The sequence below is a fragment of the Rhizobium anhuiense bv. trifolii genome (genome assembly GCF_024346605.1).
GTDB lineage: Bacteria > Pseudomonadota > Alphaproteobacteria > Rhizobiales > Rhizobiaceae > Rhizobium > Rhizobium anhuiense.
The window spans coordinates 653,530-666,778 of the sequence record NZ_CP098804.1; the positions used below are offsets into that span (position 1 = coordinate 653,530).

8 protein-coding genes are annotated in these 13,249 nt (G+C 61.5%); 5 read left to right on the top strand and 3 right to left on the bottom strand.

The features are described 5' to 3' along the window. The first annotated feature begins 165 nt into the window (after positions 1–165). On the top strand, positions 166–876 hold the full coding sequence (locus NE851_RS34730; RefSeq protein WP_097543738.1) for a DUF4272 domain-containing protein: 711 nt from the start codon (positions 166–168) through the stop codon (positions 874–876). A gap of 156 nt (positions 877–1,032) precedes the next feature. Then, on the top strand, positions 1,033–2,076 hold the full coding sequence (locus NE851_RS34735; protein WP_047618872.1) for a magnesium and cobalt transport protein CorA: 1,044 nt from the start codon (positions 1,033–1,035) through the stop codon (positions 2,074–2,076). A gap of 55 nt (positions 2,077–2,131) precedes the next feature. Here the strand turns inward: NE851_RS34735 and NE851_RS34740 are convergent, their stop codons facing one another. The 3 genes from NE851_RS34740 to NE851_RS34750 form a co-directional block, all read right to left on the bottom strand. Further along, entirely contained in the window at positions 2,132–2,905 is a 774-nt protein-coding gene (locus NE851_RS34740; protein ID WP_097543739.1) for a phosphotransferase, read from the bottom strand. A 21-nt stretch (positions 2,906–2,926) separates the two neighbouring features. Continuing rightward, positions 2,927–3,808: an MBL fold metallo-hydrolase gene (locus NE851_RS34745; protein WP_254962534.1), complete on the bottom strand. Its 882-nt coding sequence runs from the start codon at positions 3,806–3,808 to the stop codon at positions 2,927–2,929. A gap of 72 nt (positions 3,809–3,880) precedes the next feature. Then, positions 3,881–4,270 (bottom strand): hypothetical protein, encoded by a 390-nt coding sequence (locus tag NE851_RS34750; RefSeq protein WP_254962694.1) that lies wholly within the window; start codon positions 4,268–4,270, stop codon positions 3,881–3,883. A gap of 228 nt (positions 4,271–4,498) precedes the next feature. Here NE851_RS34750 and NE851_RS34755 point away from each other — a divergent pair, with 228 nt between their 5' ends. From NE851_RS34755 to glgB, 3 genes are read left to right on the top strand one after another with little or no spacing between them, the layout of a single operon-like run. Then, positions 4,499–7,723 carry an alpha-1,4-glucan--maltose-1-phosphate maltosyltransferase gene (locus NE851_RS34755; RefSeq protein WP_254962535.1) on the top strand — a complete coding sequence of 1,075 codons (3,225 nt, stop codon included), beginning with the start codon at positions 4,499–4,501 and terminating at the stop codon, positions 7,721–7,723. Next, positions 7,724–11,005, top strand: a complete 3,282-nt coding sequence (gene treS / locus NE851_RS34760; RefSeq protein WP_127431080.1) for a maltose alpha-D-glucosyltransferase — start codon at positions 7,724–7,726, stop codon at positions 11,003–11,005. It abuts the gene before it with no gap. Beyond that, a complete protein-coding gene (glgB, locus tag NE851_RS34765; RefSeq protein ID WP_127431081.1) occupies positions 11,002–13,212 on the top strand; it encodes a 1,4-alpha-glucan branching protein GlgB in 2,211 nt (736 codons plus the stop codon). The genes treS and glgB overlap by 4 nt, the downstream gene beginning before the upstream one ends. Positions 13,213–13,249 lie beyond the last annotated feature (37 nt).

Genomic DNA, 13,249 nt, shown 5'->3' on the forward strand with positions numbered 1-13,249 from the left:
TTGGCTGACAACTTTTGTATCGAAAAAAATTTAACGATTTGTTCCGGGATGTAAAAAAGCCGTTTACCAGTTTTCCGGAATATCGCCGCTGCCTTCGGTCTCGGGATCCCGCTCAGACTGGAAAATGGCTATCCATTCGTCGTCGGCGATGCTGGGAGCCAGATAATGATGAAGCGCATTTTTTCCGCCTTTCTCGCACTGATCCTGCCGGTGCAGGCAGCCGTTTCGCAACCCGCTGACGAGGCGGGAGCGCGTAAAGCCCGGTCTATCGCCCAGCTTCGATCGGAAGGCGTTCCGACCATCGATCATCTGCCGACCATCGAGCCCGAAAACGAGAGCACCCGCCGCAATACCAAGGCTGTCGTTCAGCGCACGATCGCCCTTGCAATCGTTGCCGTCAAAGGCGAGACCGGCGACCACGCAATGGGTCAGGCTCTCATCCGCCAGTTTAACGCCGCAAGTTTTTTCACCCCGAAGGAACGGGCGTTCATGGACGATCCGGATCCTTCGGATCAGGAGCGGACGAATTTCGCCTGGCGGTACGAGGGTGTCCACGTCATGCTGTGGGCGCTCGGAATCTCGCCGGACCTCGAGCGACCCGACCATATTTGCGATGTGCCATTCATTGCGAACACGCTTCGCGAACTGGGGACGGAAGGGCTCATGCGGCGTGCCAGGCTGCGCCCGCAGAAAGAGCTGCTCGACGCCGCCGACCTTGTCTACCGCTACGATTGGGCCGCCGTGAACGCGCGGCTGAAGGGCGAAGAGCCACCCGCCGGATTGGATAAGGGCGTGGTTTACGAACGGCATTACGCCCTCAACTGGCTGACCGGTTACATGGATCAGGACTGGGACGATATATCCACGGACACATGACGCGGCCCGGGTCCGGTCACGAAAAGCGCCAAGTCAGGCCCCCACCGAGGCAGATGATGCATGTTTTGCCAAATAGCATTATGATCGGCTGCGCGCCCGGCCGGCGGACGAGTTGGCCGCGGATATGTGATGCGTAGGGATGGGAGGGTGGCAGGATTGGAACAGCTGAAGGATCTGGACAGTATTCCCAAGCGGGGAGGGAGCGGTTCGGCATCGCCGCCGTTTGAACGGCCCGGTGTCGTGGCTGCCGCCGTTTACCAGCATGGGCAACGCATTCGGGACATCAGGATCGAAGAGGCCGGCGAATGGCGAGGCCGGGAGAATGCCATCGTCTGGATCGGCCTGCACGAGCCGGATGAAGTGCTGCTGCACCAGGTTCAGGCCGAGTTCAATCTCCATCCGCTGGCGATCGAGGACGCAGCACAGCCCCACCAGCGCCCGAAACTGGAGATCTATGGGGACGCGATGTTCATCGTCGCCCGGACTGCGCATATGAAGGATGACGAAATCGTCTTCGGCGAAACGCATCTGTTCGTCGGTCGCGGCTATGTCGTCTCCGTTCGCCACGGAGACTCGTCCTCGTACCTTGCGGTGCGGCAGCGATGCGAGGCCACGCCCACGGCGCTTGCCCACGGCGAAAATTACATTCTCTATTCCATCCTCGATTTCATCGTCGACAATTACATGCCGGTGATCGAGGTCGTGCAGGAGGAGGTTGAGAAGCTCGAGGATCTGGTGCTACGCGAACAGCTGGCAAAATCCGACATCGAGCGGCTTTACCTGTTGCGGCGTAAGCTGCTGCGGCTGCGCAACGCCGTGGTCCCGCTGGTAGACGTCTGTCGGCGCTACGAGCATATCGATCTTCCCGGCATGGATCCGACGCTCCAGTCGCTGTTTCGCGATGTAACGGATCACGTGCGCCGGGTCCAGGAGGATATCGACGCGCTGCGCGAGGTCCTCGCTTTCGCCTTCGAGGCCAGCGTGATGATTGGCCAGACGGAGCAGACGGCGATTGCCCGCCAGCTCGCCGCCTGGGCGGCGATTCTCGCCGTCCCCACCGCAATCGCCGGCATCTACGGGATGAATTTCAGCGATATGCCGGAACTGAAATTCCAGTATGGCTATTTCGTCGTGCTAGCCGTCATCGCCTTCTTGTGTCTGTTCCTCTTCACTTTCTTCCGTCGGAGGAAATGGCTCTAGATATGTGGGCGCTGCGGACACGCGGCAGACGGGACGTCTGCATTGGCGAGGCGCGTCAGCACAGCGCCTTCAGCAGTCGATCCCGATGGTTTCCGATATAGTCGATATCGCTGAGATAAAGCCGGGCGTCTCCTGCATTCACGTCCTCGACGAATGTCTCATCTCCGGTTGAGGCGCTCGCCAGCATGAAATCGACGAGCGCCTGAAGGCGCCGGCAGATCGTTTCGGGGAGCTGGAGCCGTTCCTCCGCCGTCGCCCCATAGGCCATGCAGAAGATGTCCGCCCGCCGCAGTTGTTCGTCGAGGTCGAATGGCACATGCGGATTGGCGGGATCGGAGAGCGGCGCCCAGCGATAAACCGAATAGGCCAGGTCCCATAGGCGCGGCGCGGGATGGGCGGCGTCGAAATCGATGATCCCGACAGCCTCATGCTCTGCCGTGGCGACATTATAGGGCGCATAATCTCCGTGGCATATGATCTCGCACCGCTCTTGCGGCGGCAGCATCCATGTCTGGACCTCGCGATCCCTCTGCAGAAACCCTTGAGATGCCGAATGAAAATCGCGCAGGAGCCGGGCTGCGGAAACCAGCATGCGCTCCGATCCGACAAACGGATCGTTCAAGTCTTCGCAGACACGCCCGGCGACATAGCTGACGACTTCCTGATTTTCGCCGGTTATCTCAATGGGATCAGGTGCTCCCGCAAAGCCTCTGCTCCTCAGATGGCGTAAAAACCGATGCACCGTCGGCGTCCATGCGCCCGATGGTCGGATGACGGTATCGCCGTCACGCCAGATCTGCGCGGTTCGCCCGCCCTCCAATGGCTTCACTTCGCGATCTCCAAAGATATTTTACGCGGATTTCAGTCTTTCGATATGGGCCTGGACCGTCGCGCCGAGGTTTGTCTCATGACAGCTCCGGTAGAACGTCACCGTGTCGGAAGGCATTCCGTCGGGGATGGGGACGAAGTCTTCCAGCCGCAGGCCGCTTGAGCTGCCGAGTTGCTGATCCGCCAGCCGGCTTTCGCTCAAACTGCCGACACGATCGGCCAGGGCCTGGAAATAGGCCAGGTTCTCATCGACTGCCGAAGGAGAGTACGTGTGGCCGTGCGCAGGGATGACCAGTCTGGCTTTGAGGTCGCGTATGCGCTCGAGCGAGGAACGGATCAGGCGAAGGTCGCCAGCAGTTCTGCTCCAGACTTCGGGAATGGGGTATTCCACCGCGTCGACGGCCAGGCAGGTGCGAAGTTCGGGAATCCATATGACGATATGGTCGGGCGTATTTCCTGGCGTATGAATGAGCTCCAGCGTCAGATCGCCGCCGTTGAGGGTCATCGAGCCTGAGAAGGTAATAGCGGGACCGATGAGGTCGACGTTCCGAAATCGCGATTCCTGGCTCGCCTTGTCGCTGAGGACTTCTCGTGTGGAAGGGTCGCGCAAACGGTCGAGCGCGGCGGCATGCGCGATAATCGGCGCGCGCCCGGCAATGGCGGCATTTCCCCAGAAATGATCCCAATCCATATGCGAATTGACGACGACCAGCGGACGAGCCTCGGCCCTTTCCTCGAGCAGATCCAGCGCCATCCGGCACAGCTCGGGCGTGCCGAGCGTATCGATCAGGACGTTGAATCTCTCGGTCCGGACGAACACGGCATCCACTTCGTCGCCGACCCGGACGATCACGATGCGATCGTCGAGTCCGGGGTAGGAGCGCAATTCCACCGATGCATTCACGTCTGGTCGCCTCTGTTGCAATCGCAGTGATCTCATCCGGATATATCAAATCACGTTCGGACGCCTGCTCTTTCAGGGGGAGGCGGGATCTGTGGCGGCTTTCGTCTGATTTGGTTCCTGCTTCACGGGGACGTGTACGTCCCAGCGTTTCATCACAGAGTTCGGCACGGCGATCGTGCATATCACCATGACGCTCGGTTTCGAGCGGCCAAGACTCTTCGGCGTCCACTGTGTTTCCAGTGGGACCGCACATCGGGGAACCAGCGTCTTCAGATTGGGCTCCAGCACTTCCCATTGCTGATCCCCCCTGGCGTTCTCGTGCGAAATGAAGCGCCTGGCCTCCTCGCGGATTTCGAACAGGCCATGCGTGTGCTCCGTGGAGTGATCGGTCTCGATGCTCCAGGAAGCCAGACCCAAGGCGCAAGCCGACAGGGCTGCGCCAAGTTGTATCGATCGAAGCAATGGTACGTCGTCAGCAGCCAAATGGGTCATCCTCCCGGGAGGCAGAAGACTACCCAAAAACGGCACGAACCTTCAAGGCTTCGCCGCAGTGCGAGCGCCTTGGAACGCGCCCCATCGATCCCGCGCCAACGCGGCCGACGGTATCTGGCGCATCGCGAATTGCCAGTTTTAGTGGAACAACCGCCGCCAAAAAAAGTTTGCCTCTAAACCAACTCGAGGCGGCGGACGATGTTATTCTCTGCGAACCAGGGTGTGTTGAGCACCCCACCCCGGATTTATTATGTCAATCCACTCCTTCTTCAGGGTGTCGATGCGTGGCGCGAGGTTTTCGACCATGCGGCGGAGATGGGCTTCGACCGTGTGCTGACCGCACCTCTCTTCGACCGGGGCGGGAAGCGCAGCGTCTTCGCCTCCCAAGATCTGGATTGCCTCGATCCTCAACTGTCGCTCGGACGCGAGGTCGAGGATGGAGTGGGGCTTCTGGCGGAGGCTGCCCGCAAGAGCGGTGTCGCCTTGATGATGGACTTGATGCTCGACGGCAAAGTCCGGGCTTCCCAAGCGGGCTTTCATCCCGTCGACCCCCGGCGCTCGCCGTTAGACCCCGAGGACCCGATATCCGCGATGGGCGCAGAGCGCCAATCGCAGCTGTTGGCGGAATGGACTGAACGGCTGCGGTTGCTGACCGAGCTCGGCCTCGCCGGTTACCGGACGCTCGGGATTGATCGCGTCGCGCCGGCGATTTTCAGATCGCTGATTTCGGCAGTCCAGGAGAAGGCGGACGCGCAATTTCTCGCCTGGACGCCCGGTACTGATTTTGGCGTGAGGGACGCGGTCAGGGATACAGGCTTCGATGGATGTTTTTCATCGATGGCCTGGTGGGATCTCGACGAGAGATGGTTCATCGAAGAATACCGCGTCCAGGCACCGCTCGGCTGGCAGATCGCTTTTCCGGAGCCGCCATTCGCCCGGCGGATCGCGCACGGAACCGAGAGCCGCGAAGTCCTCGAACGGCGCGCGGTCAGGGCGCTGCGTCTTGCTGCCTCGCTCGGCGGCGGCCTGATGGTTCCGATGGGCTTCGAATATGGTGCAACCACGCCACTCGATCCGACCCATGGGAATGGAGCCGGCTTGCGAGGGATGCGCCATGACCTCGCTTTTGATCTTTCCTCCGAAATTCGCCTTGCAAACAATGAGATCGGCAAGAACCCTCATGCGCGTGCCGCATCGCTGCGGCTGATCCGCAACGCCAATGGCCCGGTCTCGGCACTTCTGCAGTCCGAGGCGGAAGACCTGCGCAGCGCCGAGAATGTACGCTTCATCCTGCTCAATAGGGATCTTCGGAAGAGCGCACCCGCGCCGGTGACGGCCCTTCGCGAAGCGGCTTCCGGTTTTCTTCCCGTCGCGGCCGACGGCGCGCCGCTGCGGCTGCGGGCAGGGGAGGCCCGGGTGGTTGAATGTAAGGCGCCGTCGCCGATCACATCCCAGCCGATCCTCGAGATCGAGCAGGCGGTCGCGTCGGCGCGGCTCGCCATCGAAAACATCATGCCGAGGGTCGACGACGGACGCTTTCCGGTCAAGCGGGTGGTCGGCGACATCGTGGCCGTCGAGGCGGATATAATTGCCGACGGCCACGACCCGCTCGTCGCAGTCCTGCTCTGGCGGCCGGTCGATGCTGCGGACTGGAACGAGACGGAGATGCAACTGGTCGAAAACGACCGCTGGCGCGCCGAATTCCTGCTGGAGCGCACCGGACGCTACGAATTTGCCATCGAGGCATGGAAAAACCCGTTTGCGATCTTTCGTTACGAACTGACGAAGAAGAACGATGCCAGGCTGGACCTGAAGCTCGAACTGCAGGAGGGGCTGAACCTCGTCCGCTCGGCTGAGACGCATGCGGCTGCTGCGCTCCGCACCGAATTGAAGGCCCTCGCCGACAGTCTCGAAAGGGCGTCCGATGTCGAGCGCACGGCGATCCTGCTCGATGCCGGGACATCCGGATTGATGGACAGGGCGGACAGCCGGCCGTTTCGGCTTCGCTCAGAGGCAAGCACCGTCGATGCCGAACGGAAGGCGGCCGCCTTTGCCAGCTGGTATCAGATCTTCCCGCGCTCGCAGAGCGGCGATCCGGACCGGCACGGCACTTTCGACGACGTCATCCCCAGATTGCCCGCCATCCGCGATATGGGCTTCGACGTGCTCTATTTCCCGCCGATTCATCCGATCGGTTCGACCAACCGGAAAGGCCGTAACAACAGTTTGAAAGCCGCGCCGGGCGATCCCGGAAGCCCCTATGCCATCGGCTCGGAGGACGGCGGCCACGATGCCATCCATCCCGAGCTCGGCGAGTTCGAGGATTTCCGCCGGCTGGTCGAGGCGGCAAGCCGGCATGGTCTCGAGATCGCTCTCGACCTCGCGATCCAGGCGTCGCCGGATCACCCCTGGCTGAAGGAGCATCCCGGCTGGTTCGACTGGCGTCCCGACGGCACGATCAAATATGCCGAAAACCCGCCGAAGAAATACGAGGATATCGTCAACGTCGATTTCTACACGAAAGACGCGCTGCCTTCGTTATGGGTGGAGCTCAGGGATGTCGTCCAGCTTTGGGTGGATCAGGGCGTCAAGCTGTTTCGCGTCGACAATCCGCACACCAAACCCTTTCCGTTCTGGGAATGGCTGATCGGCGATATCAGGGCGCGTCACCCCGATGTCGTCTTCCTGTCGGAGGCCTTCACCAAGCCGAAGGTCATGTACCGGCTGGCAAAGATCGGCTTCTCCCAGTCCTACACCTACTTCACCTGGCGCAATGCCAAATGGGAGCTCGAGCAATATATGCGAGAGCTGACCGAGACGCCGGCGAAGGAGTTCTTCCGCCCGCATTTCTTCGTCAACACCCATGATATCAATCCGGATTTCCTGCAGAATGCGCCACGTCCGGCCTTCCTGATCCGCGCAGCCCTTGCCGCCACCCTGTCGGGTTTGTGGGGCGTCTATAACGGTTTCGAACTTTGCGAGGGGCGTCCTGACGCTAAACGCAAGGAATATGCCGACAGCGAGAAGTACGAGATCCGTGCCTGGGACTATGACCGGCCGGGCAATATCATTGCCGAAATCAGGACGCTCAACCGCATCCGGACCGAAAACACCGCGCTGCATTCGCATCTCGGGCTGACGCTGCTGAATGCGCGAAATGACAATATCCTGTTTTTCGAGAAGGCAAGCCGTGCCCGCGACAATGTCCTGCTGATCGCCATCAGCCTCGACCCCTACAATTTCCAGCAAAGCGACGTCGAACTGCCGCTCTGGCACTGGTCGCTCGGAGACGGCGGCACGCTGGATGCCGAAGATCTGATCGTCGGGCATCGTTTCAAGTGGACCGGGAAATGGCAGAGCATCGGGTTCAACCCCGAGGTCCTGCCCTATGCGATCTGGCGTATTCGCTCAAGGGAGGCATGAATGGACGCGATGAATGCCGATGGCTCACACCAGCCGCTGTGGTACAAGGATGCGATCATCTACCAGCTGCACATCAAGTCGTTCTACGACGCCAATGGCGACGGGGTCGGCGATTTTGCCGGCCTGCACCAGAAGCTCGATCACATCGCGGCCCTCGGCGTCAACGCCATCTGGCTGCTGCCGTTCTTTCCCTCTCCGCGCCGCGACGACGGCTATGACATTGCCGATTATGGCAATGTCAGCTCCGATTACGGGACGGTGGAGGATTTCCGCGCCTTCGTCGATGCTGCTCACCAGCGCAATATCCGCGTCATCATCGAGCTCGTCATCAACCACACCTCCGATCAGCATCCTTGGTTCCAGCGCGCCCGCCAGGCGCCAGCGGGATCACCGGAGCGCGACTTCTACGTTTGGTCGGATACCGATCAGAAATTTCCGGAAACGCGGATTATTTTCATCGACACGGAAAAATCCAACTGGACATGGGACGCCGTTGCCGGCGCCTATTACTGGCACCGCTTCTATTCCCATCAACCCGACCTGAATTTCGACAGCCCCCTCGTCATGGAGGAATTGCTGAGGGTGATGCGCTTCTGGCTGGAAACCGGCATAGACGGATTTCGTCTCGACGCGATCCCCTACCTCGTCGAGCGCGAGGGAACGATCAACGAAAACTTGCCGGAAACCCATGCAATCCTCAGACGCATTCGCGCCGCTCTCGACGCCACCCATCCCGGCGTGATGCTGCTTGCCGAGGCCAATCAGTGGCCGGAGGACACGCGCGAATATTTCGGGGACGGCGACGAATGCCACATGGCCTTCCACTTCCCGCTGATGCCACGGATGTATATGGCGATCGCCAAGGAGGACCGGTTCCCGATCACCGACATCCTGCGTCAGACGCCGGAGATTCCCGACAACTGCCAATGGGCGATCTTCCTTCGCAATCACGACGAGTTGACGCTCGAAATGGTGACCGACGCCGAGCGGGACTATCTTTGGGAGACCTATGCATCCGACAAGCGCGCCCGCATCAATCTCGGCATAAGGCGGCGCCTAGCGCCGCTGATGGAACGCGACCGCCGGCGGATCGAACTGATGAACGCGTTGCTTCTGTCGATGCCGGGAACGCCGGTGATCTATTATGGCGACGAGATCGGCATGGGGGACAATATCTATCTCGGCGACCGGGATGGGGTGAGGACGCCGATGCAATGGTCTCCGGACCGCAATGGCGGCTTCTCCAGGGTAGACCCGGCGCGTCTCGTCCTGCCGCCGGTCGCCGATCCGCTCTACGGTTTCGAGGCCGTCAACGTCGAGGCGCAGAGCACGGACGCGCATTCGCTGCTGAACTGGACGCGCAAAATGCTGGCGCTGCGCGGCAGGCATCCGGCTTTCGGACGTGGTTCGCTGCGGTTCCTCTCACCGGAGAACCGCAAGATCCTTGCCTATCTCCGGGAATATGAAGACGAGACCCTGCTTTGCGTCGCAAACCTCTCGCGGCTGCCACAGGCCGTCGAACTCGACCTGTCGAGCTTCGAGGGCCGCGTGCCCATCGAACTGACCGGCATGTCACCCTTTCCGCCGATCGGTCAACTGACCTATCTGCTGACGCTGCCGCCCTACGGCTTCTTCTGGTTCCAATTGGAGGCCGATGCCGACCCGCCGGCATGGCGCACCGCGCCGCCGGAGCAGCTTCCAGATCTGGTGACGATGGTCATCCGCCGCGGCCTGCTCGATCTTGTCGATGAACCCAAGCTTGCGCGCGCCCTCAGCACTGAAATCCTGCCTGCCTATCTCGCGAAACGGCGGTGGTTCGGGGCGAAGGACCAGGCGCTTCAGGCAGCGCGTCTGATCTCCGCGACGCCGATCCCATTCGCCGACGGTATCGTTCTCGGTGAATTGGAAGCCGTACTGCCGAACCATAGCGAATCCTATCAACTGCCGCTGGCGGTCGCCTGGGACGATGCGCAACCCTCCGCGCTGACCCAGCAACTGGCGCTCGGACGGATTCGCCAGGGCAGGCGCGTTGGCTTCCTCACGGATGGATTTGCCGTGGAGGCGATGGCGCGCGGCATCCTGCGCGGACTTCGCGACCGCTCCCGCATCACCGGCCGCACCGGCACCCTCGAATTTCTCGGCACGGAGCGGCTCGATCGCCTTGAAGTCACTGACGACCTTGCGGTCCATTGGCTTTCGGCCGAGCAGTCCAACAGTTCGCTGATCGTCGGCGACCTCGCGATGATCAAGCTGATCAGGCACATCTTTCCGGGTATCCATCCGGAGGTCGAGATGACGCGCTATCTCACCCGCGCCGGCTATGACCACACGGCGCCCCTGCTCGGCGAGGTCGCGCACACCGATTCCAGCGGACGCCGTTCGACCTTGATCATCGTCCAGGGCGCGATCCGCAATCAAGGCGACGCCTGGAACTGGATGTTGAACAATCTGCGCCGTGGGGCGGACGAACTCGTGCTGAACGACCCGGCCGTCCAGCCCGGCGACGACGTCTTCCGGTCGCTGATCAGTTTCGTCGCGATGGTCGGCCTCCGGCTCGGCGAACTGCATGTCGTACTCGCCGGGGAGACCGATGACGAAGCCTTCAGTCCGGTGGTCGCAGGCAACAGCGAGGTCGAGGCGATGAAGAACGCCGTTGCCGACGAGGTTGCCTATGCCCTGTCGAAACTTGCCGAACGCGAGGAGAACGCCGATCCGGCGATCGACCTGCTCGCAGCACCGCTTCTCAAGCGCCGTTCCGAACTCGCCGAGCTCGCCGCGACGCTGGCGGCGAGCGCCCGGCATACGCTGATGACGCGCACGCATGGCGATTTCCATCTTGGCCAGATCCTCGTCAGCGAGGGCGATGCCGTCATCATCGACTTCGAGGGGGAACCCGCGAAAAACCTGACCGAGCGCCGCGCCAAGACCAACCCGCTGCGCGATGTCGCCGGGCTTTTGAGATCGCTGAGCTATCTCGTGGCCACCGCCCAACTCGATAACGACGCAGTCATCGAACACGAGAACGAAGTCCGGCGCGAGGCGATCGCCCGCTTCGGGCGCCATGCCGAGGAGGCCTTTCTCGATGCCTATTCGCAGGCGGTCTCCGTATCGAAGGAGCTTGACATGCCAGCCAATCAAAGACGGAGGGTTCTCGATGCCTTTCTTCTCGAAAAGGCCGCCTACGAGATCGCCTATGAAGCCCGCAACAGGCCGAAATGGCTTCCGATCCCATTATCCGGCTTTACCGAAATCGTATCGCGTCTGGCGGGGGTGAAGGCATGAATGTTGAACGTTCGGAACTTCTATCAGGCATCGGACAGGATGCGTTATGGGCCCTGATCGAGGGACATCATGGCGATCCGTTTTCGATCCTCGGTCCCCACGAAAGCGGTGGCATGACGATCGTGCGGGTCTACCTGCCCGGCGCCGAAGCGGTCGATCTCATCGAGGCGGCGAGCGGTCGGGTGGTGACGCCTTTCAGCATCGGCCATCCGTCCGGCCTGTTTGCGGCAGTGGCCGCGTCGAGGACGGGATATCGGCTGCGGATCACCTGGCCGGATGCCGTCCAGATCACCGAGGATCCCTACAGTTTCGGCCTGCTGCTGGGAGAACTCGACCTCCATTTGATATCGGAAGGCACCCACTACAGCCTGAGCCGGACGCTCGGCGCTATGGCGATGTCGATCGACGGCATATCAGGGGTCCGCTTTGCCGTGTGGGCTCCGAATGCGCGCCGTGTCTCGGTCGTCGGCGACTTCAATGCCTGGGACGGGCGGCGAAACCCGATGCGGCTGAGACCGTCGGCGGGCGTCTGGGAACTGTTCGTTCCGCGCCTCGCCCCCGGCGAAAGATACAAGTTCGAGATCGTCGACGCGCAGGGGACCTGCCTGCCGCAGAAGGCCGATCCGGTGGCAAGGGCGAGCGAGGCCGCCCCGTCGACCGCATCCATCGTCGCATCGTCGACGCCGTTTCGATGGAGCGATGACGGCTGGATGAAGGGCCGATCCCTGCAAGACAGACTGGAGGGCGCATTCTCCGTCTACGAGGTGCACGCCGGCTCCTGGCTTCGCGATCAAAAGGATGGCAACAGGTCACTCGACTGGGTCGAGCTCAGCCAGCGGCTCGTTCCCTATGCCCGCGACATGGGTTTTACCCATATCGAGCTCCTCCCGATCATGGAGCATCCCTTCGGCGGCTCCTGGGGTTATCAGCCGCTCGGCCTGTTTGCGCCCACCGGCCGATACGGAACGCCTGAGGATCTCGCCTATTTCGTCGACCGGTGCCATGGCGCCGGGCTCGGCGTCATCCTCGACTGGGTGCCGGCCCATTTTCCCACAGACGTCTGGGGGCTTGCTCGCTTCGACGGCAGCGCACTCTACGAGCACGAAGATCCGCGCGAAGGCTTTCACCGCGACTGGAACACGCTGATCTACAATCTCGGCCGCAACGAGGTGAAAGGGTTCCTGATCGCCAGCGCGCTCGAATGGCTCGAGCGTTACCATATCGACGGTTTGCGGGTCGATGCGGTTGCCTCGATGCTTTACCGCGACTACAGCCGCAACGAGGGCGAGTGGATTCCCAACCAATATGGCGGTCGCGAAAACCTGGAAGCGGTCGAATTCTTCAAGCACCTGAATAGCATCATTCACGAGCGCTGCCCGCACGCGATGATGATCGCCGAGGAATCGACGGCCTGGCCCGGAGTGACGAAACCGCCGGAGCAGGGAGGACTCGGATTCGACATTAAATGGAACATGGGCTGGATGCATGACAGCCTGAGCTACATCGAGAAGGATCCGGTCTACCGGAGCTATCACCACGGTACGATGACTTTCGGGATGATCTATGCCTATTCCGAGCGCTTCATGCTGCCGATTTCCCATGACGAGGTCGTCTACGGAAAGGGCTCGCTGCTGACCAAGATGCCGGGCGACGAATGGCAGAAATTCGCCAATCTGCGCAGCTATCTTGCCTTCATGTGGGGCCATCCCGGCAAAAAGCTTCTGTTCATGGGCAGCGAAATCGCCCAGCCGGGCGAGTGGAACCATGACGGTTCGGTGACCTGGGATGTGCTGGACCGGCCCCAGCATGTCGGGATCCAGCGGCTGGTGCGGGATCTGAACAGGCTTTACGGGCAAGAGCCGGCATTGCAGTTCGGCGACTTTCACCCGGAGGGCTTCGAATGGGCGGCAGCCGACGACGCCGTCAATTCCGTTCTCGGGATGCTCCGTTACGCGCCCGCCCGTGCTTCGTCGTTCCTGGTCGTGTCGAATTTCACGCCGGTGCCGCGCTACGGTTACAGGATCGGTGTGCCGAGCGACGGTGTGTGGATCGAACGGATAACGACCGATGCACGGGAATATGGCGGCTCGGGTCTGGTCAATGGCGCGGTGTCGACTGAACCCGTGGCGGCCCACGGCAGGCCCGTCTCCCTGTCGCTGACGCTGCCGCCGCTGTCGACGATGTTTCTGCAGGGGCCGTCGCCTTGACGAGGTCTCAGTCCCTTGCGGCTTCGCGGTCGTTTGG

Coding starts and splice junctions, on each gene's coding strand:
- glgB (WP_127431081.1), top strand. CDS start 11,002: ATGAATGTTGAACGTTCGGAACTTCTATCAGGCATCGGACAGGATGCG.
- NE851_RS34730 (WP_097543738.1), top strand. CDS start 166: ATGATGAAGCGCATTTTTTCCGCCTTTCTCGCACTGATCCTGCCGGTG.
- NE851_RS34755 (WP_254962535.1), top strand. CDS start 4,499: ATGTTATTCTCTGCGAACCAGGGTGTGTTGAGCACCCCACCCCGGATT.
- treS (WP_127431080.1), top strand. CDS start 7,724: ATGGACGCGATGAATGCCGATGGCTCACACCAGCCGCTGTGGTACAAG.